This is a genomic window from Bradyrhizobium sp. 26S5, from assembly GCF_036923295.1.
Taxonomy (GTDB): Bacteria; Pseudomonadota; Alphaproteobacteria; order Rhizobiales; family Xanthobacteraceae; genus Bradyrhizobium; species Bradyrhizobium septentrionale.
In genome coordinates, this window is sequence record NZ_CP145948.1 from 5,028,306 (window position 1) to 5,049,172 (window position 20,867).

Below are 20,867 nucleotides of genomic sequence, written 5' to 3' on the forward strand. Positions count from 1 at the left end.
AGGTGCTTAGAGGAAACCGATCGATATCCAGGGGAAGATGGCGACGATGATCAGGCCGATCAACAGCGCCAGCATGTAGCCCCAGATCGGCCGGATACCCTCGGCCGGATCGACGCGCCCGATGGCGCAGGCGGCATAATAGCCGACGCCGAACGGCGGCGCGAACAATCCGATGCCCATCGCCAGGATGATGATCATGGCGTAGTGCACCTCGTGGACGCCAACCTGGCGCGCAATCGGAAACAGCAGCGGCCCGAACAGCACGATCGCCGGAATGCCCTCGAGCACGCTGCCGAGGATCACGAAGGCCAGGATCGAGACCGCGATGAAGGTCGCCGGACCGCCGGGCAGCCCGGCCATCGATGCCGCCAGCGCCCGCGAGAAGCCGGACTGGGTCAGGCCCCAAGCCATGCCGGTCGCGGTGCCGATGATGAAGAGGATCGCGCCCGACAGGCAGGCCGTGTCGATCAGCATCGGCAACAGCCGCCGCCAGTTGAACTTGCGGTAGATCAGAAGACCGATGACGAAGGCGTAGACGATGCCGATCGTCGAGACTTCGGTCGCGGTCGCGATGCCTTCGACCACGGCATAGCGGATCACGAAGGGCAGGGCCAATGCGGGCAGGGCGAACACCAGCGCCTTGCCGATCTCGCTGCCGGTGGCGCGCTGGACGTGGCTGAGGTCCTCGCCGCGGTAGCGCCACCACACAAGCCCGGACAGCGTGATCGCCAGCACCACGCCCGGCAGCAGGCCGCCGGTGAACAGCGCCGAGATCGAGACGCCGGTGACCGAACCGATCGTGATCAGCACCAGGCTCGGCGGAATGGTTTCGGTTTGCGCGCCGGTGGCGGCGAGCAGGGCGACGAGATCGCCCGGCTTGGCGCCGCGCTCCTTCATTTCCGGGAACAGCACGGGTGCGACGGCCGCCATGTCGGCGGCCTTCGATCCGGAGATGCCCGAGACCAGGTACATCGCGCCGACCAGCACGTAATGCAGGCCGCCGCGGACATGCCCGAGCAGGCTCGCCAGGAACGCCACCATCGCGCGCGCCATGCCGGTCATCTCGATCAGGAGACCGAGGAAAACGAACAGCGGCACCGACAGCAGGATCAGATGGCTCATGCCCTCGTCCATCCGGCCGACCAGCACCATCAGCGGCGTCCGCGTCGTCAGTGCCAGATAGCCGAAGATCGCCATGCCGAAGGCAAAGCCGATCGGCACGCCGGCGAACACGCAGAAGCCGACCACGCCGACGAAGAAGATGATCAGATTGAGGTTGCCGAGCGGCCGCAGCATCGGCTGCGCCAGCCAGAACACCCCGATCAACGCCGCCACGGTGAGCGCGGCCAGCAGGAAGGTCTTGAACTCGCCGACCCGCGCCAGCCGCAACAGCGCAAACAGCGCCATCAGGCAGGTGCCGACCGGCAGCGCTGCGGCGCGCCAGGTGTTGGAGATCTGCAGCGCCGGCGTCGTGATGAAGCTTTCCTCGTAGGCGTATTCATAGGCCGGCCGCACGATCAGGATCAGGAAGGCCAGTGCGGCGCAGGTCGCGACCACGTCCAGATAGGCCCAGAGCCGCGGTCCGGCGCTCGCGACCAGCGCCGTCATCCGCATGTGCTCGCCGCGGCGGAACGCGACCGCCGAGCCCAGCATGGCAAGCCACAGGAACAGGATCGACGCCAGCTCGTCCGACCAGATCAGCGGCGCATGGAGCACGTAGCGCGCCACCACGCCTGCGAACAGGATGACGACCTCGGCGACCACAAGGATCGCCGCCGGTATTTCCACCAGCAACCCGAGGGCGGCCTCGATGGAACCGAGTAGGGAGCGGCGGCGAGGGGGCTGCGACGCCGCCTCGCCGGCCACGGCCGGCGTCATCTCGACATGAGCCATGGCAAGCCTCCCGCTTGATCGATCAGGACAGTTTGCCGACCGACTTCTCGAGCAGGTCCCAGGCCTTGTCGCCGTACTTGCCCTTCCACTCGGCGTAGAAGCCGGCGGCGCGCAGCTTGTCGCGGAACGGCCCAACCTCGGGCTGGTTGAACATGAGCCCCTTGCCCGCGAGCTCCTGCTTCACGGTGGCGTTCAGCTTCTCGGTGTCCTCGCGCTCCTTGACGGCCGCCGCGTTGACGTTCTTGGCGACGATGGTCTTGATATCGTCGGGCAGAGCCGCCCAGGCGCGGCGGTTCATCAGGAACCAGAAGCCGTCCCACATGTGGTTGGTCAGCGAGCAGTATTTCTGGACCTCGTACAGCTTCGCCGCCGAGATCAGCGCCAGCGGGTTCTCCTGGCCCTCGACGATCTTGGTCTGCAACGCCGAATAGACCTCGCTGAAATTGATCGAGGCGGGCGATGCATCGAACGCCTTGAACATCGAGGTCCACAGCGGCGACACCGGCACGCGGATCTTGAAGCCCTTGAGATCGTCCGGACCGTTGATCGGCTTGGTCGACGACGTGGTCTGGCGGAAGCCGTTGTCCCAGATCTTGTCCATGACCTCGAGGCCGGCCTTGTTGATCTCGCCGCGCACATAGGCGCCGAGGTCGCCGTCCATGGCCTTCCAGACCGTCGGATAGTCCGGGAATGCGAAACCGATGCCGTTGATCGAGGCTGCCGGCACCAGGGTCGCCAGGATCAGGCCGGACAGCGTGAAGAACTCGACGCCGCCGGAGCGCACTTGGCTCAGCATGTCGGTATCGGAACCGAGCTGGCTGTTCGGGAACACCTGCAGGTCAAACCGGCCGTTGGTCTCGGTCTTGATCGCCGCGGCCATCTCCCGGGCGCGCGCCACGAACGGATGCGACTCCGGCAGGTTGTTGGCGAACTTGTAAGAGAACTCGGCCGACTGGGCGCGCGCGACATAGGGCGCGCCAATCCCGCCCAGGACGGCGGAAGCGGCGGAGACCTTCAGTAGCGTGCGTCGTGAAAAGCTCATTGGTTTCTCCCAAGAGAGGCTTGTTGTTGTTCTGAGATGCCATCCTATACGGACCTGATGCCGCGGGGTCACCAGCGATCTCTACACAGCTGGGGCTTATTGCAGCGTCCGTACGCCGCGGCAATATCGGCTTTCAGACGAGACGTGCGGCCGTGGATCGCTGCGGCCTGGGAGCAAACCAAACGTATCGTCGGACGGCCCTCGGGACGGCGCTAACTTGCGGACTGGTGCGAAGATTTCCCACTAAATATCTGATCTAATTGTATATATAAATATTCCATAATATACCTTATGCGAATTACGGATATGGGGGTTTGCGCCGTGCCGGGGTCCGAATAGCGTCGGACCCCGGCACTGGCCATTGAACGAAGCATCGCGGCTGGATGCCCTCCGCGACCTCTCCCGATCTCCTTGGTGTCGCATGAGGTTCACGACATCGACGCGATCACCTCGAGCATCACCTCCGTCGCGCCGCCGGCAATGGGCAGCACGCGCGCGTCACGCGCGATGCGCTCGATCGGGCTCTCGCGCATGACGCCCATGGCGCCGTGGAACTGCACGCAGGCATACGCGACCTCGTTGACGAGTTCGGCACAGATCGCCTTCAGCATCGAGATCTCGCGCAGGCAATCGTCGTCGGCCGCCATGCGCCAGGCGGTGGCATAGAGGAACCCGCGGTTTGCCTCCACCTTCGCGGAGAGCATCGCCAGACGCTGACGGATCGTCTGCATGTCCCACAGGACGCCGCCGAAAGCGCGGCGGGTCTTCACGTAGGTGAGGGTCATATCGATCGCCGCCTCGGCCATCCCGATCGCCATGGCGGAGAGGACCAGGCGCTCGTTCTGGAAGTTGCGCATGATGGAGTAGAAGCCCTGCCCCTCCGCGCCCAGCACGTTCTCGGCGGGGATCCGGCAACCGTCGAAGACGAGCTCCGCCGTGTCGGAGGAGCGCCAGCCCTGCTTGTCCAGCACGCGTCCGACGGTAAAGCCCGGCGTGCCTTTCTCGACCAGGAACATCGTGATCCCGTTGCCGCCTGCCGCGGGATTGGTCTTGGCGGCGACGCAGTAGAGATCCGCATGGACGCCGTTCGTGATGTAGAGCTTGGTGCCGTTGAGGACGTAAGAGTCGCCTTCTCGCACCGCGCGCGTGCGGATGGCCTTCACGTCCGAGCCGGCATCCGGCTCTGTGATGGCGACCGCGGTGATCACCTCGCCGCTGACAATGCCCGGCATCCAGCGGGTCCGCTGGGCTTTGGTCCCGTCGTGAAAGACATAGACCGACGCCATGTCGGCCTGGACCAGCATCGCGTCGGCGACGCCGCCATAGGTCGAGCGCCCGAGCTCCTCGGCGAAGACCGTTGACGCGACCGCGTCCATTTCGGCACCGCCATATTCGGCCGGGTAACGGATGCCAAAGAAACCGAGTTCGCCCATGCGGCGCAGGACCGGACGGGGAATGAACCCCTCCTCTTCCCAGCGGTCCGCACAGGGCTTGATCTCCTCTTCGACGAACCGGCGGACCTGGTCCCGCAACAGCTCATACTCCGCCGCCATCCAAGGCAGTCCCGGTCCTTGCGGCGGCACCCAAGCTTTGTCCATCGTGTTTGTCCGCTCTCTGCAGGCAGCTAGAGTTCGATTTCCTCCCTCGGTCCCGCCGAGGGTGCAGCGGCATCGGAATCGGCCAGCCAGCGCATTCCGTCGATCACTTCCGCCAGTTCGGCCAGTGTCGGACGCTCGAACAGGTTGCGCAGCTGCACGTCGACGCCAAAAGTCTTTCGCATGCGCGCCACCGTCCGGACCACCAGCAGCGACTCGCCGCCCAGATCGAAGAAGTTGTCGTGGCGTCCGATCGACTTGACCTTCAGGAGATCGCTCCACAGCGCAGCCAACGTCTTCTCGGTCTCTGTCGAGGGAGCGACGAATTCCTGTGCCGGCTGGATGATTTCCGCCGTCGGCTCGGGAAGCGAGGCGCGGTCGACCTTGCCGTTGGGCGTGAGCGGCATCCGTTCAAGGCGAACATAGTGCGTCGGAACCATCGCCTCCAACAGCTCTTCGGCGAGGTGGGCGCGCAGGTCCGCCACCGTCAGAGGGCTCGACGAGACATAGTAGGCCGCAAGTCGTGCGAGGCCGCCTTCGGCCGCCGACGGTTCGATGACAGCGACGGCGCATTCCTGCACTTGCGGGTGCTTGAGAAGCCGCGCTTCGATCTCGCCCAGTTCGATACGCGCGCCACCGACCTTCACCTGATGATCGGCGCGGCCAAGAAATTCCAGGCGCCCTTCCGGGCTCCAGCGGGCGAGATCGCCCGTCTTGTATAGCCGCAACTTCGAATATCCGTCTCGGGGATCGATGGCGGTGCGGAAGCGCTCGTCGGTCAGGTCAGGGCGATTGAAATAGCCTCTCGCGAGACCGTCGCCGGCAATGAACATCTCGCCGATGACGCCGGTGCCGGTGGGCTGATAGGCTTCGCTGAGGACGTAGATACCCGCATTGGCGGCCGGCACGCCGATCGGCACCGATGCGGATTGATCGCGCTCGATGTCGAAACGGTGAATCATGCAGCCCACAGTGGCTTCGGTTGGTCCGTATTCATTGTAGATCTCGACCGGATGCGGGATGGCTTTCGCGATGTCGCGCGCCAACTCGGTCTTGAAGTCCTCGCCGCCCACGATGAACTTGCGCAGTCTTGTGGTTTCGAGATCGCGGTCGCGGATCATCGCGAGATGCGCCGGCGTCAGCTTCATGATGTCGACGGCATTGTCGTCGACGACCTTGAGCGCGACCATGCCCTGCGCGCCGGGATCGCCAAGATAGACCACGATGCGGCCGCCGGTGATGAGCGGCGTGAAGAGCGTCGTGACGGTCAGGTCGAAGGCGAGAGATGAGAACAGCGGCCATGCGAGAGGTTCGCCGGAACTATAGACCCGAGCGGCCCACCAGATGTAGTTCACCAGGCTCCGGTGCGCGATCTCGACGCCCTTGGGGGTGCCGGTCGAGCCGGAGGTGAAGATGATATAGGCGGTGCCGTCCGGCGTGGCAGCGGTCGGCCGGGCCGAATCCGGCTGATTTAAAATCGAACCGAAATCGGCGTCGAGCACGAAAATATCGGCGAGATCGGGGGAAATGACGGATTGCAGGCGCGCCTGCGTGATCGCCACCGGCGCCCGCCCGTCGGTGCCGTTGGAAATGTCCTTCAGGATTGTTGCGATGCGCCCCTTCGGCGTTGCCGCATCCACCGGCACATAGGCTGCGCCGGACTTCAGCACGCCCAGGATCGCGACAACGACCTCAATGGAGTGTTCCATGAACACAACGGCAATCCGGCCCGGCCCCACGCCGGTCGAGCTCAAATGCGCGGCCATCTGATTGGAGCGTTGGTCGAGCTGCCGGTAGGTCAGCATGACATCGCCGAAGCGGATCGCTTCAGCGTCAGGGCTGCGCGTCACCTGGTCGCGAAAGAGATCGATGATCGTCCTGTCCGACGGGTAGTGCGCCGCCGTCGCGTTGTACTCGACAACCAGCGCCTGATGATCGGCATCCTTCTGCAGGGGAAGCGCGACGCCCTCCTCCACAATGGGCAGGACTTCATTCATGACTACGCTCCAATTGGGCAAATCAAATAATCAAATCACACGTCAATCGTTCAAATCTTGGCCTGGCGATAAAGGTCTGCGATGGCCGGCGCTTCAGGGTCCTCGAGCATGGAGACTGCGTGACATCCCTCGGGCCCAAAATAAAACTCGGCATGAGGCACCACGCGAAGCCATCGGCGCGGTCCTGCGCCCGATCGCAGCCAGGCCTTGCTCGGAAGAAATACGCAGACCCGACCCGAATACGGAGTGGGATCGTACCGCTGAAAAGCCGCGAGCGCCGTCGATTTGAGCCGAGCTCTGCTCGCCAGCACCGGATCTGTCGCGACCGGCTGTTTGCTTCCGAGGGCGCGGAAACGCTCCCGAACGCGGCTGCCGAAATATCGCAGACGAGCGCTGAATGTCGGCAGCTTCGCTAGCTCTCGCAGCAACGCTTCGGCGGTTTCCCTGGCAGAGAAATACAGCCAACGCGGCAGCTCCTGATAGGTGGAGGGATGAAGCGGGCCAAACAGCGCAATGCATGGGACCTCTGCGCCGCGGCGTCCCAGGATTTTCGCCAGTTCGAAAGCTGTTGGAGCGCCGGAGCAGTAACCGGCGATGATGTACGGACCGGTCGGCTGATATTCGACGATCTGGCGGGCGAAGTCCTCGGCGATATCTTCGACGCGGTCCATCGGCTCGCTCTGCCCGTCGTAGCCGGTCGGTTGGAGTGCGTAGAATGGTTGATCGCCGCCCAGGTGCTTCGACAGGTCCGAGAATGTGAAGGGGGCGCCGACATGCCCCGGCACGGCGTAAATCGGCGTGCGTGTTCCGCGCGACTGCAGCGGAATGATTGCAGGCTGCTGCATGGCAGCTGCCGTGGCCATGTTCAGAAACGCGATGATCTCGCCCTTCCGGTCCCGCAACTGGTCGCGAAGCTCCGCCGTTAGTGCGCCCGCCGGAGCGTTGCAGCGCAGCCGGTCGCCTTCCACCCAGACCTTGATGTCCTTGACCGCCAGGTCTGCGAGAAGCTCAGAAAACTGCATCAAGTGCGCTGACATAGGGCCGTCCCGAATGAACTCCCGTGCAGTCCAATGGAATTCGCGGAGACACCTCGTTTAGTGCGTCGTGACATCGCGCGAACGCCAGTTCCGGATGACCACGCTCCCGATATACCCACTTCGAGGTACGAACCGTCGAACAAGCCAATCCTCTTCATCCCAGGAAATGGGCTGTCCCAGGCCGCACCCCAACGCCTTGGAGACAGCCTCCAGCTGGGTCCAACACCGGAAGAAGCCTTCCAGGCGGCCTTCCGGACCAAGGCCGGTGTAGGACCCGTACTCGGAGGCGGAAAAGCAGAGCGTTGCGATCTCGTCCGCTTCGGGCACAGGGACAACCGCCTCGATGTCCACCCCGACCTCTTGCGCGGTCGAGAGGGCGACGACTGCCACATCTTTGGATTGCGAGACGCTGAAGCGCAAATCGCGGGCGGGCATGCGGTGCGAGAGCTGAGGTTTGCCCAGCGCTCCATATTCGAACTCGACGACGGACGGCGCAATTCTCAGTCTGGAAGCGAGGACCCGGCGCAGCTGGCCGCGGGCAACAACAAAGCGGCGGCGGTCCCGCTCCAGCCTCAACCCCGCGGCGCGCCGACGCTCCTCGTCGTTGAGGCAAAAGCCTGTCGCGCCCACGATGTCCGGCTCAACATCGAGCGCGAAGGCCAGGACCTCCAAGCCATCACCCTCGAGAACCGGCATGATGATCCCGGATCTCAGCTCGACGGCCTTGTCCAAATAGCTCGGAGTCGGCACTGCTGGCTCCCTGCCCGCGCCGGAAGCCTGGCCAAAGTCGAGCTCAGGGCAGCAGTCAGACGTCATACCTGCATTCCGATCGCAGAAGCGCTCATGCGCACGAGTCTATCGCGTCCGACGACAGCAGCGCCGTTCGCGCGGATTTCCTTGATTAAGCAATCGCATAGGCGCGAAAGCAAGGAGCGCCGGTGGCTATTCGGATGTATGGATGGGCTACCCCTCACGGCCATATTGCATTCAGCAGTTCGGCCAACCTCGCTCCGCCCTTGGCGAGTTGCCGGCGCTTGATCGCGTCGGCGGCCTGCAGATAGTCCATGTGGCTGCCGAAATTGACGATCCATTTGGACGGCACCGGCGGCGACGTCGGGCCGAAGCTCAGGCCCTTGAACGCGACATGTGCGACCAGCAGCGTGTCGGTCGCCCAGGCCGCCGGCCAACCGTCCGGCGTACCCGGGCTCGCCGGGACCGCCTTCGCCGCGTCGATCAGTTCACCCGTCGCGGCATCGCCGAGGTCGGTCGGGATGTCGTCCCATTCATGGTGCAGGTTGATGGTCTGGAACGGGACCGCGACGCCATCCTGGATCGCATTGCCGCCGATCGTATCGCTCCCGGGATCGACCTGGTGACTAACGTCCGGGTCGACCGGCTGGCCGTTGGGATCGAGATAGACCGAGCCGACATGCAGCGGCTGGTGCAGGTCGCCGATCAGATGCGCGAGCAGCAGCAGCGCCTCCTTCTTGTCCTTGATCGAGAACGGGAACGGCGGCGGGATCGGCTTGTCCTGAAGTACTGCGATGGCGGCGCTGATCGCCGCGACCAGATCGTGCGGATTGGTCCCCTGCAAGCTGCGGTCGAAGGCGCTGCGCTGGATCGCGACATCGACGAAATGGAAGGTGTTGTGACAACCGCGCTCGAAGCCGTCGGGCTTGTAGGAACAGGTCGACCAGTTGCCGGCGACATAATCCACCATGCGCGCCCTCTCCCGCGCCGAGTTGAACGGCGTGCAGGGCACCTCGTAGTCGAGATGTTCGGGGTCGACCTCGTAATGAAACCGGCCGTCGTCGTGCCGGGCGACGCTCTTCACGCAATCCAGCCAGGGTCCGGACTTGCGCAGGTCGATGCCATGCGTATCGCCCTCGTTGAGGAGTTGCTGGACCTTCGCCTTCGCGGCGGGCTTGAGCAATTGGTCGGCGATCGCACCGACGACGCGATGGCCCTCATAGCCCCAGGCCGACGCCGCGGTCGGGTGAAGCGCAATGGCGGCAAGCCAGCCCAACAAGGCGCCCAGGAACCAGCCCGATGCAACGACCGTTCTCGACATCGCGCGACCTCGCAATTGTGCCAAACTTCCTGTGGTTGTCCGATACTGGCGCAACAATCGTAAGACAATGCGCGTCAGCGCCCCCTGAAGCGTGGGGGCCGCCGCCCGAGGAACGCCGCGACGCCCTCCTTGTGGTCTTCGGTCAGGCTCGCCAGCGCGAACTGGTCGAGATCCATGTGGCTGGCGAGATCGTCGAGCGCATGCGCCAGCCGGTTGACCGTCAGCTTGGTCATCGCCACCGAAATCGGCGGCTGGGCGGCGACCTTGGCCGCGAGCGCCATCGCGGCGTCATAGGATTTGCCGGGATCGGTCACCTGCTCCACAAGGCCCCATTCATAGGCCTGGTCGGCCGAGATCCGGTCGTCGGCCAGGATCACCGCCTGCTTGGTGCGCGCCGGGCCCATCAGATGCAGCATGCGCGGCACGCTCTGCCAGCTCATGTTCATGCCGAGCGCAATCTCCGGCACGCGCAGATGCGCATCGCGCGCCATGACGCGGAAATCCAGCGCGACCGCGAGCGCCACACCTCCGCCGACGCAGAAGCCCTCGATCGCGCCGATCGTGACCTGCTCCATGTCCTGCCAGGCGCGCGTGAGCCGCGGCCCGAGCTTGAGGTGACGGCGCAGCGTGCCCATGTCCATGGTCTGGCGCGAACGTCCCTCGGCGTCTTTCAGGTCGAAGCCGGCGCTGAACGATTTGGCGCCGCCGGTCAGCACGACCACCGAGGTTCCGCCGTCGTCCTCGAAACTGCGCGCGGCATCGGTCAGCTGCCGCAGCGCTTCCGGAGACAGCGCGTTGATACCGTCGCCGCGGTCGAACCGCACCACCGCCATGCGGCCCTCCGGTCCGAGGCCCTTCTCGATCGTTACATAGTCAACCACGCATACCTCCCTGCTCGCATTGTTGTGTACCGCTTGCCTCGACATAGCACGCCCGTTTCGCCTATTCTGTGGGCATGAGCGGACATGATCACCACCACCACGATCACGATCATTCCGAACTGTCGGAGACCGAACTGCGCGTCCGCGCGCTGGAATCGATCCTGACCGAGAAGGGCTATGTCGAGCCCGCCGCGCTCGATGCCATCGTGCAGGCCTATGAGACGAAGATCGGCCCGCATAACGGCGCCCGGGTCGTCGCCAAGGCCTGGACCGATCCCGCCTTCAAGAAGGCGCTGCTCGAGGACGCCACCAAGGCAGTCGGCACCCTCGGCCATGTCAGCCGGGTCGGCGACCATCTGGTCGCGATCGAGAACACGCCTGGCCGTCACAACATGGTCGTCTGCACATTGTGCTCCTGTTACCCCTGGGAAATGCTTGGGCTCCCGCCGGTCTGGTACAAGGCCTCGCCGTATCGCTCGCGCGCGGTCAAGGATCCGCGCGGCGTGCTCGCCGATTTCGGCGTCAGCCTGCCGAAGGACATCGAGATCCGGGTGTGGGATTCGACCGCGGAGACGCGCTTCCTGGTGCTGCCGATGCGGCCCGAGGGCACCGCGGGCTGGAGCGAAGAACAGCTCGCCGAACTCGTGACGCGGGATTCCATGATCGGCACGGGATTCCCGAAAACGCCGGGAGCCCCGTCGTGAACGGCGTCCACGACATGGGCGGCATGGACGGGTTCGGCAAGGTCGAGCCCGAGCCGAACGAGCCGATGTTCCATGAAGAATGGGAATCGCGGGTGCTCGCGATGGTCCGTGCGATGGGTGCGGCCGGCGCCTTCAACATCGACGCATCGCGCTTCTATCGCGAGACCCTGCCCCCGCAGGTCTATCTGTCGAGCTCCTATTACAGGAAATGGCTGCTCGGGCTCGAAGCCCTGCTGCTCGCCAAGGGCTTCATCTCGGAGGACGACGTCGCCGCCGGACGTTCCGTCGCGCCGGCGAAGCCGCTCATGCACGGCAAGTTCTCGATGGCCGATGTCGAGCGCATCATGGTGCGCGGCAAGTTCGGCCGCGCGGCACCGGGGGCCGCGAAGTTCAAGGCCGGCGATCGGGTGCGGGCGAAGAACATCCATCCCGCCACCCACACGCGGCTGCCGCGCTATGTGCGCGGTCATGTCGGGGTAGTCGAACGCGATCATGGCTGTCACGTGTTTCCCGATACGGTGGCGAACGATGCCGGCGAGCATCCGCAATGGCTGTACACCGTCGTGTTCGATGGACCCGAGCTGTGGGGAGCGGACTCCGATCCGACCCTCAAGGTGTCGATCGACGCGTTCGAGCCGTATCTGGAGGCGGTGTGATGGATGCGACCGCCGCAGCCCGCGCCACCAGCGCCGTATCCAGCATTCCCCGCGACCAGGACGGTCCGGTGTTCCGCGCGCCCTGGGAAGCCCAGGCGTTTGCGATGGCATTGAGCCTGCATGACCGCGGCGTATTCACCTGGAGCGAATGGGCCGCAGCGCTCGCCGATCAGATCAAGCGCGCACAGGCCGCCGGCGATCCCGACACCGGGGAGACCTATTACCAGCATTGGCTGGCGACGCTCGAACACCTCGTCGCCGCCAAGGGCGTCACGACACCTGAGACCCTGCATCGCTACCGCGACGCCTGGGACCGCGCCGCCGACCGCACCCCGCACGGCAAGCCGATCGCGCTGACGCCGGCGGATTTTGAGTAGCGGCGTACTCGCCTCGTCGTCATTTGCACGCTCAAACAGCTTGTTCGGTGTCATCACCCGCGCATGCGGGTGATCCAGTATTCCAGAGGCGTCGGTGCTTGAGCCGAGAGGCCGCGGCGTACCGGACCGCCCGGTCGAGCCGGGCGATGACAGATGAGGTGAGGACGCATTCTCGCGACATGATTTGTCCGAGCTTTGCTCTTGGTTCCGCACGACGAAGACTGGCTTCCGAAGCCGCGAATTGGTCGCTATATCCGAGTGCCCAGATGCGAGGCAGAGCGATGAAATCACGCGTTCAGACGTTTACGCCGCCGAACACGCCCACTCCGATCGGGCCGTATCATCACATTGCCAAGGTTGGAGACCAGATCTGGATTGGAGGAACCGCCGGAGTCGATCCTGCAACCGACGCCTTGGCGGGACCGGACGTCGGTGCTCAGACGCGGCAGATCCTGAAATCGTTCGCCGTGATGCTCGCGGCGGCGGGTTCCGACCTGGACCATGTGACTCACGTCAACATCTTCCTTCGCGAGATGTCCGACTTTGACGCGATGAATTCGGCCTATGTGGAAATGATGGGAGATCACCGGGCCGCGCGCACAGTGATCGCGGTTCGCGAACTGCCCAAGCCCGGCGTCTTGCTCACGATGAATCTCACCGCGGTGACCAGGCTGCCGTGATCCGGCCAAGCGTACGACCCCGGCAACTCAGTGATCGGGGCGATAGCCTCGCGCCGCATACTCCCGCCAGCCCCTGGCCCGCAGACTGCACGCCGGGCATTCGCCGCAGCCGTAGCCCCAATCGTGCTGCGCGCCGCGTTCGCCGAGATAGCAGGTGTGCGAGTGCTCGCGGATCAGGTCGACCAGCCCTGCCCCGCCGAGTTCGTGCGCGAGCCGCCAGGTCGCGGCCTTGTCGAGCCACATCAGCGGCGTGTGCAGCTCGAAATCCCTGGCCATGCCGAGGTTGAGCGCGGACTGCAGCGCCTTGATGGTCTCGTCGCGGCAATCCGGATAGCCGGAATAGTCGGTCTCGCACATGCCGCCGATGATGTGGCGGATGCCGCGGCGATAGGCCAGGGCCGCGGCGAAGGTGAGGAACACGAGGTTGCGGCCAGGCACGAAAGTGTTCGGCAGCCCGTCCGCGCCCATCTCGATCGCGACGTCGCGGGTCAGCGCGGTGTCGGAAATCTCCGACAGCGTCGGGATATCGAGCGTATGGCTGTCGCCGAGCTTCGCCGCCCAGTCCGGCCGCATCTGCCTGATCCCCGCCAGCAGGCGGTCGCGGCAGTCGAGTTCGATTGCGTGGCGCTGGCCGTAGGAAAAGCCAAGCATTTCGACGCGCGCAAAGCGCGACAGGGCCCAGGCCAGACAGGTGGTGGAATCCTGGCCGCCGGAAAACAGCACCAGGGCGGTGTCGGAATTGTTCTGATCGCTCATGGAACGCGATTTAGCACCTGATGATGCCGCGGCCAATCCGTGGACAGTGCCCTGCTTCCGGCGTGTTTTGCTGGGATCGGCAGAGCCGATTTGGCATAAAGCCATACCCCCTCAGAGTGCGGTGCCCGATGACCCCTTCCCGCGACATTTCCCGCCTGATCGAGATCATGGCTGCGCTGCGCACGCCGGTGACGGGGTGCCCATGGGACCTCGAACAGGATTTTGCGACGATTGCGCCCTACACGATCGAGGAGGCCTATGAGGTCGCGGATGCGATCACGCGCGGCGATTTCGACGATTTGCGCGAGGAGCTCGGCGACCTCCTGCTGCAGGTGGTCTATCACGCCCGGATGGCGGAGGAGCAGAACGCCTTCGCGTTCGGCGATGTGGTCGAGGCGATCACCAGGAAGATGATCCGCCGTCATCCGCACGTCTTTGCCGACAAGGACGGCAATATCCAGCCCGCCGGCGTCAAGAGCGCCTGGGAGCGCATCAAGGCCGAGGAGAAGGCCGAACGCGCCGCCCGGCGGCCGCCGGAAGAGACCGCGCACAAATCGCTGCTCGCAAGCGTGAAGGCGGGCCTCCCTGCCCTGACCCGGGCGATGGAGTTGCAGCGCAAGGCATCTACCGTCGGCTTCGACTGGAACGACCCGCGCGCCGTGCTCGCCAAGATCCGCGAGGAGGCCGACGAGATCGAGGCCGCACTCGACGGCAAGGACAAGGAGGAGCTCGCAGCGGAGACCGGCGATCTGATGTTCGCCGTCGTCAACCTCGCCCGCCACGTCGACGCCGATCCGGAAACGGCGCTGCGGGCGACCAACGCCAAGTTCGAGCGGCGGTTTGCCTATATCGAGAAGGCGCTGGCGGCGAAGGGCCGCTCGCTCGATGGCGCGTCGCTGGAAGAGATGGATGCACTGTGGAACGAGGCGAAACGCGCGACGTAGATTTTCTCCCCTCGCGCGCCTCGAAACTTCGCCTAGAGATCAGCTCCGGCACGTCGGGCTTGCGCGCGCATGACACCGAATGGATCGTTCCGGGCGGCCAGTTTGCGATAGACCCTGAGGTCGTCGGGTGTCATCCCCTCGCCGCGTTTCATGTTCGAACTTCCTTCGGCACCGATTGGAATTGACGTGCCGGCGCCGGCATAAATGTATCTGTCGCCAAATGCCTTCTTCAGGGCGGCAAAGGTCGGCTCGCCGGTGCAGTGTCCGGGGGCGATGCTTTCGACCTTGAAACGGTCCTGCAGCGCGGTCGTCACCTTCGTGATCACCTCGTCGGGCGCGGCGACCAGATGGAATCCGCCAGCGATCAGCCGAATCCTGGGATTGATTGCTGCCGCGGCCTCGACGATCCGCTCGATTCCAGGGTGCGAGCAGCCGACGACGAGCACGATGCCATCGGCAGTATTCACCGCCATGGACAGCTCCTTGAGCTCCCTCGTTCCCGGCAGATCGGAAATCAGAGCAATGAGCGTAATGCCGGGTGCGATTTCGGTCGTTTGGTCTATCAACTCGAAGTTGGCGTCCGCCCAGGCAGCGCCGAATTTCATGATCTCAGGCGGCTTGCCGTCGTAGTACCGCATCTCCGGCGGCAACGACTCGTCCTTGCGGTAGAAGCTCGACGGCACCGACGAGCCGTAGATGCCAAATGCTTCCTTGGGCGCATAAATCTTGACCTTCGGATTGACGCTCAGGACATGGCTCAGGCCCGCCATGTGATCGGAGTGCCGGTGCGACAACACCACGAAATCGAGGCTGGTGAGGTCCACACCCTTCGCCTTCACATTGGCAGCGAAGATCTTCGCGTTGTCGCCGGTATCGAACAGGATGCGCTTTCCTCCGATTTCCACGAGGGCGGAGAAGCCCCAATCCTTTGTCATCGTGGCGTCCTTACCGAACGCATCGTACAGGATGGTGATCCGAGCAGCCGGCTCGGCCGCATATGTTGCAGTGCCGATCAATGCAGCGAGACCTGCGAGAACGACTGCGAAAAGGAAACTTGATTTGAGATTCATGGAAGTTCCCCCTGTTCAAACGCAACGATTGAGGAATTCCTGACAGGCAACCAGCCGGTAAAGAGCTGGGCTGAGACCTGCCGAGTTCAGAGACCGGCCTTCCAACGCTCTGATCTCGCGGACGGCCTAGCTTAGGGAAATCCTCCTGCTGTGCGCCGGGAGCCGCAAGCTAAATATTTTCAGCCTCGACCGTGAACCTTTTCCTTGGTGCGCGAGACTACTCGCCCTCCATCAATAATCAGGCGCTAGAGCAACGTCCCGCGCAAAATAACGGCCGCCACGCCGAAATAGATCACGAGCCCCGTCACGTCGACCAGCGTCGCGACGAACGGTGCTGATGCGCTGGCGGGATCAAAACCGATGCGCTTGAGGATGAACGGCAGCATCGATCCGCACAGTGAGCCGAAGGTGACGATGCCGACCAGCGCGGCGCCGACGGTCGCGGCGACCAGCACCCAATGCGGACCGTAGTCGAACAGGCCAAGGGTCTGCCAGAGCGTGATCCTGACGATGCCGATCACGCCGAGGATGGCGCCGAGCACAATACCGGTCGGCAGTTCGCGCACGGCGACACGCCACCAGTCGCGCAGCCGCACCTCGTGCAACGCCAGCGAGCGGATCAGGAGCGATGTTGCCTGTGAGCCGGAATTGCCACCGGAGCTCATGATCAGCGGGATGAACAGCGTCAGAACGATAGCCTTCTCGAGTTCGGTCTGGTACGACTGCATCGCCGTCGCGGTCAGCATTTCCGAGAGGAACAGCGCGCACAGCCAGCCGGCGCGCTTCTTGATCATCTCGCCAAAACCGATCCGCAAATACGGCTCGTCGATCGCTTCCATGCCGCCGAACTTCTGGGCGTCCTCGGTGGATTCCTCGACGATCGCGTCGATGACGTCGTCGACCGTGACAATGCCGAGGATGTGGCCGGGACCGTCGACGACCGCGACCGCGAGCAGATCGTAGCGCGAGATCAGCCGCGCCGCTTCCATTCGGTCGGCTTCGGGGGCGATCATCAGCGGCTTTCGCGCCGGCGCTGCGGTGAGCACGTTGGCGTGCGGATCGGCCGAGATCAGGCGGCGCAGCGGCACGGCCTGGATCAGGGTCTTCTTGACCGGGTCGGTCACGAAGATCGAGTAGACGGTCTCGCGGGTGCGCTCGACCATCCGGATGTGATGCAGAACCTCGGCGATGGTCCAGTTCGAGGGCACGCTGACGAATTCGGTCGTCATGATGCTGCCGGCGCTGCGCTCCGGATAGGCCAGCAGCCCCGAGATGACGTTGCGGGTTTCCGGGTTGAGGCCGTTCAACAGCGTGGTGCGCAGCGGCTCGACCAGTTCCTTGAAGATGTCGGCGGCGCGGTCATCGGAGACGCCGGACAGCAGCGCTACCGCGGTGTCCTGCGGCAGCTCGGCCAGGATCTCGCAGGTGTTGTCGAGCCCGGGCAGGTCGAGCACCTCGATCGCCTTCTCGGCCGGCAGCGATCGCAGCAGCGTTGCTGCATCAGCCGGCTCCCGGGCGTTGAGGGCATCGACGATCTCGGGGGCCCGTGCATGGGCGAGATCGCCGTTCTGGCCGGCGAGCGTCTCTTTGGTGATGGTTTCGCTGGTGTCCTGCATCGATCGGCCTCGGCTTTGCGTCCCGCAGCGCAATGAACCAAGGCGGCGCGGATTTCAAACAGAAAGTGCGACCGCCCGTCGCAGGCGCGCCGGAGTGAGGCCACGTCACGGTGCCGTCATATTTCAGATGATTGCGGGGTCCCGGATTGGTGGCTTACGCCTCGTGGGGCACCGCGGCGAACCGGCTCACGACGATGTCGCGCTTGGTCTCGTCGACCCGCACCGTCATGTCGAAGCGCTCGCCATTGAGCTCCTTGTTCAGGACCTCGGCATTGCGGTGCAGCCAGCTGATGCCGGCGCCGTCGGAGGCGTCGATCGAAAGCTGCAGCGTCGCGCGCTTGGCCGCGAGGCGGTCCTCGATGGCCGTCAGCAGCGCGTCGATGCCCTCGCCCGTCACGGCGGAGACCAGGAAGCACGGCCGTTCCGGCGGACGGCGCGCGGCGATGTTGCGCAAATTGTCCCGCTCCTCGGGATCGAAGCGATCGATCTTGTTCCAGACCTCGATGATGCGCTGGCCGCCATCGGCGTCGGGATCGATCCCGAGCTGGCGCAGCACGCCCTCGACATCGCGCTCCTGCGCTTCGGCATCTTCATGCGAGATGTCGCGGACGTGCAGGATGATGTCGGCCTCCAGCACCTCCTCCAGCGTGGCGCGGAACGCGGCCACCAGCTGGGTCGGCAGATTGGAGATAAAGCCGACCGTATCCGACAGCATCGCCTTGCCGCCATGCGGCAGGTTGAGCGCGCGCAAGGTGGGATCGAGCGTCGCAAACAGCATGTCGGCCGCCTGCACGTCGGCGCGGGTCAGGCGGTTGAACAGCGTTGACTTGCCGGCATTGGTGTAGCCGACCAGCGCCACCACGCAGTACGGCACGCGCTGGCGGCCGGCGCGATGCAGTCGCCGCGTCGCCTGCACCTTCTTCAGCTCGTTCTCGAGCCGCGTGATGCGGTCGCCGATCAGGCGGCGGTCGGCCTCGATCTGGGTTTCGCCGGGACCGCCCATGAAGCCGAAGCCGCCGCGCTGGCGCTCGAGATGGGTCCAAGAGCGCACCAGACGGCTGCGCTGGTAGTTGAGATGGGCGAGCTCGACCTGCAGCGCGCCTTCCTTGGTCTTGGCGCGGCGGCCGAAGATTTCCAGGATCAGGCCGGTGCGGTCGAGCACCTTGGTGCTCCAGGCCTTCTCAAGATTGCGCTGCTGGATCGGCGACAGCGCGCAATCCATCACCACGAGCTCGACCTTGTCGCTGGCGACGAGGCCGTTGATCTCCTCGACCTTGCCCTTGCCGAGATAGGTCGCGGGCCGGATCTGGCTGATCGGCGCGACGACGGATTCCACCACCGTGAGGTCGATCGCGCCGGCGAGGCCGACGGCTTCCTCGATCCGCGCTTCGTAGTCGCGGACAGAGGAATCCGTTTGCGCATCGCCGTCGCCACGGCGCATGCGCAGGTACGGGCCGATGACGATCACCCGCCCGGTGCTAACGTCCCCCGCCGACCGCGGACGGTCGGCGCCCCCTTCACGATTGAAGGGTTCCAATCAGTTCACTCTCAAGCCGGTGCGTCCTCGCCACCCTCGAACAGCTGAATCGGAGCGCCGGGCATGATGGTCGAGATCGCATGCTTGTAGACCAGCTGCGAGTGACCGTCGCGCCGCAGCAGCAAGCAGAAATTGTCGAACCAGGTGACAATGCCCTGCAGCTTTACTCCGTTGACCAGAAAGATCGTCAGTGGCGTTTTTGTCTTACGAACGTGATTAAGGAAGGTGTCTTGTAGATTTTGTGCGCGGTCTGCCGCCATTGTTTTTGTCCCGCAAGCTTGTGCTTCTTTTTATTGAACCGGTTGCTGCTCTCTGACGGAGCCTCCTCCGGCTGCCCACCTGCCCTGAGATCCCCCTCCGGCAGGCATAGCAGGTAGGATTAGAGGCTACGCGCGGTTTTTAGGCAAGCCAGTTCGCGCAGCAGTCGGTAGGAACACGGTGGCAATTCTAAGAAAGTGCAGGGAAAGAGACGAATATTCTCGCGGGGAGTGGATAAATCCCCGGTTGCAGCGGCCCCGTTCTCGCCTCGCCCATCATCCCGCCCCGACCCCGAGGGCCGGGCACCGCTCCGGCGGGTGACCGCCGGGGTTTTGCTTCAAGCTGCCGGCCAATTGCTGGCCGGGCGCGCCGGGGTCAGCCGACCCCGAGCGCCTTCAGCTTGCGATGCAGCGCCGAGCGCTCCATGCCGACGAACTCCGCGGTGCGCGAGATGTTGCCGGAGAAGCGGCTGATCTGGGCGATCAGATAGTCGCGCTCGAACACCTCGCGGGCCTCGCGCAGCGGCAGGCCCATGATGTGCTCGCCATTGTTGGAGGTCGGCATCGCCGGCACCATCGAGCCGACGTCCTGCGGCAGCATGTCGGCGGTGATGATCGCCTCCGGCCCGCCGCCGGCCAGGATCATCACCCGCTCGACGTTGTTGCGGAGCTGGCGGACATTGCCCGGCCAGACATGCGACTGCAGCACCGCCATCGCATCCTGCCCGATCTGCCGTTTCGGCAGGCCGGTGGCGGCCGAGATCTGGTCCATGAAATAGTCGATCAGCTCGGGGATGTCCTCGCGGCGCTCCGACAGCGGCGGCACGCGGATCGGCACCACCGAAAGGCGATGGTAGAGATCCTCGCGGAAACGGCCCGCGGCGATCTCCTCCTCCAGATTGCGCGCGGTCGAGGAGATGATGCGGACGTCGACATGCACCTTGCTGGTGCCGCCCTGGCGCTGGAAGGTCTGATCGACCAGCACGCGCAGGATCTTGTTCTGGGTCTCGCGCGGCATGTCCGCGATCTCGTCGATGAACAGCGTGCCACCATGCGCTTCCTCCAGCGCGCCGGCCTTGCGCTGCTGCTCGCCGTTCGATCCCTCGAAGCCGAACAGCTCGATCTCCATCCGCTCCGGCGTGATCGCCGCCGCATTGATCACCACGAACGGCCCCTCGGCTCGCCCGGAGGCATGGTGCAGCGTGCGCGCGGCGAGCTCCTTGCCGGCGCCGGAGGGACCGACGATGAGGATGCGGCTGTTGGCCTTGGCGGCGCGATCGATGGTCTGGCGCAGCTGGTTCATGCAGGCGGAGCGGCCGGTCAGGACGCTGGCCGCCGGAGCCAGTTGCTTGAGCTCCTTGACCTCGCGCTTGAGCCGCGAGGTCTCAAGCGCGCGGGTCGCGACCAGGATCAGCCGGTCCGACTTGAACGGCTTCTCGATGAAGTCATAGGCGCCGCGCTTGATCGCGGCGACGGCGGTTTCGATGTTGCCGTGGCCGGAGATCATCACGACCGGCAGGTCGGCATTGTCCTTCTTGATCTGCTCGAGCAGCTGCAGGCCGTCGAGCTTGGAGCCCTGCAGCCAGATGTCGAGGAAGACCAGGTTCGGGCGGCGGTTGGCGATTTCGGCAAGCGCCGAATCGCTGTCGCGCGCGGTGCGCGTGGAAAACCCCTCATCGTCCAGAATACCCGCAACGAGGTCGCGAATGTCTGCTTCGTCGTCGACAATCAGAATGTCACTGGCCATGGGTTAC

19 protein-coding genes are annotated in these 20,867 nt (G+C 64.6%); 5 read left to right on the forward strand and 14 right to left on the reverse strand.

Annotation, left to right across the window (positions count from 1 at the left end; translation table 11 throughout):
* Positions 1–6 precede the first annotated feature (6 nt).
* The 8 genes from V5279_RS23295 to V5279_RS23330 all read right to left on the reverse strand — a co-directional run bounded on the left by V5279_RS23295 (position 7) and on the right by V5279_RS23330 (position 10,516).
* Positions 7–1,893, reverse strand: a complete 1,887-nt coding sequence (locus V5279_RS23295; protein ID WP_338688102.1) for a TRAP transporter large permease subunit — start codon at positions 1,891–1,893, stop codon at positions 7–9.
* 22 nt (positions 1,894–1,915) lie between these two features.
* On the reverse strand, positions 1,916–2,935 hold the full coding sequence (locus V5279_RS23300) for a TRAP transporter substrate-binding protein (RefSeq protein WP_338688104.1): 1,020 nt from the start codon (positions 2,933–2,935) through the stop codon (positions 1,916–1,918).
* Between the two features lie 428 nt (positions 2,936–3,363).
* Positions 3,364–4,488 (reverse strand): acyl-CoA dehydrogenase family protein, encoded by a 1,125-nt coding sequence (locus tag V5279_RS23305; RefSeq protein ID WP_338688106.1) that lies wholly within the window; start codon positions 4,486–4,488, stop codon positions 3,364–3,366.
* Positions 4,489–4,559: 71 nt separating this feature from the next.
* Positions 4,560–6,527, reverse strand: a complete 1,968-nt coding sequence (locus tag V5279_RS23310) for a non-ribosomal peptide synthetase (RefSeq protein ID WP_338688108.1) — start codon at positions 6,525–6,527, stop codon at positions 4,560–4,562.
* 50 nt (positions 6,528–6,577) lie between these two features.
* The gene (locus V5279_RS23315; protein ID WP_338688111.1) at positions 6,578–7,564 is read right to left on the reverse strand and encodes a thioesterase domain-containing protein; all 987 of its coding nucleotides are present in this window, start codon (positions 7,562–7,564) and stop codon (positions 6,578–6,580) included.
* A gap of 57 nt (positions 7,565–7,621) precedes the next feature.
* Positions 7,622–8,314, reverse strand: a complete 693-nt coding sequence (locus V5279_RS23320) for a 4'-phosphopantetheinyl transferase family protein (RefSeq protein WP_338688113.1) — start codon at positions 8,312–8,314, stop codon at positions 7,622–7,624.
* Positions 8,315–8,534: 220 nt separating this feature from the next.
* Positions 8,535–9,635: a S1/P1 nuclease gene (locus V5279_RS23325; RefSeq protein ID WP_166295438.1), complete on the reverse strand. Its 1,101-nt coding sequence runs from the start codon at positions 9,633–9,635 to the stop codon at positions 8,535–8,537.
* A 74-nt stretch (positions 9,636–9,709) separates the two neighbouring features.
* Positions 9,710–10,516, reverse strand: a complete 807-nt coding sequence (locus V5279_RS23330; RefSeq protein ID WP_338688119.1) for an enoyl-CoA hydratase/isomerase family protein — start codon at positions 10,514–10,516, stop codon at positions 9,710–9,712.
* Between the two features lie 74 nt (positions 10,517–10,590).
* On the opposite strand from V5279_RS23330, the gene nthA reads away from it, so the two are divergent.
* The 4 genes from nthA to V5279_RS23350 all read left to right on the forward strand — a co-directional run bounded on the left by nthA (position 10,591) and on the right by V5279_RS23350 (position 12,933).
* Positions 10,591–11,220, forward strand: a complete 630-nt coding sequence (gene nthA / locus V5279_RS23335) for a nitrile hydratase subunit alpha (RefSeq protein ID WP_338688122.1) — start codon at positions 10,591–10,593, stop codon at positions 11,218–11,220.
* A complete protein-coding gene (nthB, locus tag V5279_RS23340; protein WP_338688124.1) occupies positions 11,217–11,876 on the forward strand; it encodes a nitrile hydratase subunit beta in 660 nt (219 codons plus the stop codon). Before nthA ends, nthB begins: the two co-directional genes overlap by 4 nt.
* Entirely contained in the window at positions 11,876–12,253 is a 378-nt protein-coding gene (locus tag V5279_RS23345; protein ID WP_029081798.1) for a nitrile hydratase accessory protein, read from the forward strand. The genes nthB and V5279_RS23345 overlap by 1 nt, the downstream gene beginning before the upstream one ends.
* Positions 12,254–12,399: 146 nt before the next feature.
* Positions 12,400–12,933, forward strand: coding sequence for a RidA family protein (locus V5279_RS23350; protein ID WP_338688129.1), 534 nt, complete (start codon positions 12,400–12,402; stop codon positions 12,931–12,933).
* A 27-nt stretch (positions 12,934–12,960) separates the two neighbouring features.
* On the opposite strand, the gene queC is transcribed toward V5279_RS23350, so the two are convergent.
* Positions 12,961–13,689 (reverse strand): 7-cyano-7-deazaguanine synthase QueC, encoded by a 729-nt coding sequence (gene queC / locus V5279_RS23355; RefSeq protein WP_338688132.1) that lies wholly within the window; start codon positions 13,687–13,689, stop codon positions 12,961–12,963.
* 128 nt (positions 13,690–13,817) lie between these two features.
* Between queC and mazG the strand changes: the two genes are divergently transcribed.
* Positions 13,818–14,633 (forward strand): nucleoside triphosphate pyrophosphohydrolase, encoded by an 816-nt coding sequence (gene mazG / locus V5279_RS23360; protein ID WP_338688135.1) that lies wholly within the window; start codon positions 13,818–13,820, stop codon positions 14,631–14,633.
* A gap of 32 nt (positions 14,634–14,665) precedes the next feature.
* On the opposite strand, the gene V5279_RS23365 is transcribed toward mazG, so the two are convergent.
* The 5 genes from V5279_RS23365 to V5279_RS23385 form a co-directional block, all read right to left on the reverse strand.
* Positions 14,666–15,703 (reverse strand): MBL fold metallo-hydrolase, encoded by a 1,038-nt coding sequence (locus V5279_RS23365; protein WP_338688137.1) that lies wholly within the window; start codon positions 15,701–15,703, stop codon positions 14,666–14,668.
* A gap of 245 nt (positions 15,704–15,948) precedes the next feature.
* Positions 15,949–17,319: a magnesium transporter gene (gene mgtE, locus V5279_RS23370; RefSeq protein WP_166295420.1), complete on the reverse strand. Its 1,371-nt coding sequence runs from the start codon at positions 17,317–17,319 to the stop codon at positions 15,949–15,951.
* A gap of 154 nt (positions 17,320–17,473) precedes the next feature.
* Positions 17,474–18,856 (reverse strand): GTPase HflX, encoded by a 1,383-nt coding sequence (gene hflX, locus V5279_RS23375; protein ID WP_338688146.1) that lies wholly within the window; start codon positions 18,854–18,856, stop codon positions 17,474–17,476.
* Between the two features lie 11 nt (positions 18,857–18,867).
* Positions 18,868–19,116 (reverse strand): RNA chaperone Hfq, encoded by a 249-nt coding sequence (gene hfq, locus V5279_RS23380; RefSeq protein ID WP_006020546.1) that lies wholly within the window; start codon positions 19,114–19,116, stop codon positions 18,868–18,870.
* 373 nt (positions 19,117–19,489) lie between these two features.
* A complete protein-coding gene (locus tag V5279_RS23385; RefSeq protein WP_029084142.1) occupies positions 19,490–20,860 on the reverse strand; it encodes a sigma-54-dependent transcriptional regulator in 1,371 nt (456 codons plus the stop codon).
* Positions 20,861–20,867 lie beyond the last annotated feature (7 nt).

What these genes read in the sequence shown, in the direction of transcription:
- V5279_RS23305 (WP_338688106.1), bottom strand. Translation starts at nt 4,488, where the DNA reads ATGGCGGCGGAGTATGAGCTGTTGCGGGACCAGGTCCGCCGGTTCGTC.
- queC (WP_338688132.1), bottom strand. Translation starts at nt 13,689, where the DNA reads ATGAGCGATCAGAACAATTCCGACACCGCCCTGGTGCTGTTTTCCGGC.
- nthA (WP_338688122.1), top strand. Translation starts at nt 10,591, where the DNA reads ATGAGCGGACATGATCACCACCACCACGATCACGATCATTCCGAACTG.
- V5279_RS23315 (WP_338688111.1), bottom strand. Translation starts at nt 7,564, where the DNA reads ATGTCAGCGCACTTGATGCAGTTTTCTGAGCTTCTCGCAGACCTGGCG.
- V5279_RS23385 (WP_029084142.1), bottom strand. Translation starts at nt 20,860, where the DNA reads ATGGCCAGTGACATTCTGATTGTCGACGACGAAGCAGACATTCGCGAC.
- V5279_RS23300 (WP_338688104.1), bottom strand. Translation starts at nt 2,935, where the DNA reads ATGAGCTTTTCACGACGCACGCTACTGAAGGTCTCCGCCGCTTCCGCC.
- mgtE (WP_166295420.1), bottom strand. Translation starts at nt 17,319, where the DNA reads ATGCAGGACACCAGCGAAACCATCACCAAAGAGACGCTCGCCGGCCAG.
- V5279_RS23310 (WP_338688108.1), bottom strand. Translation starts at nt 6,527, where the DNA reads ATGAATGAAGTCCTGCCCATTGTGGAGGAGGGCGTCGCGCTTCCCCTG.
- V5279_RS23295 (WP_338688102.1), bottom strand. Translation starts at nt 1,893, where the DNA reads ATGGCTCATGTCGAGATGACGCCGGCCGTGGCCGGCGAGGCGGCGTCG.
- hfq (WP_006020546.1), bottom strand. Translation starts at nt 19,116, where the DNA reads ATGGCGGCAGACCGCGCACAAAATCTACAAGACACCTTCCTTAATCAC.
- V5279_RS23350 (WP_338688129.1), top strand. Translation starts at nt 12,400, where the DNA reads ATGACAGATGAGGTGAGGACGCATTCTCGCGACATGATTTGTCCGAGC.
- V5279_RS23345 (WP_029081798.1), top strand. Translation starts at nt 11,876, where the DNA reads ATGGATGCGACCGCCGCAGCCCGCGCCACCAGCGCCGTATCCAGCATT.
- V5279_RS23325 (WP_166295438.1), bottom strand. Translation starts at nt 9,635, where the DNA reads ATGTCGAGAACGGTCGTTGCATCGGGCTGGTTCCTGGGCGCCTTGTTG.
- mazG (WP_338688135.1), top strand. Translation starts at nt 13,818, where the DNA reads ATGACCCCTTCCCGCGACATTTCCCGCCTGATCGAGATCATGGCTGCG.
- V5279_RS23365 (WP_338688137.1), bottom strand. Translation starts at nt 15,703, where the DNA reads ATGAATCTCAAATCAAGTTTCCTTTTCGCAGTCGTTCTCGCAGGTCTC.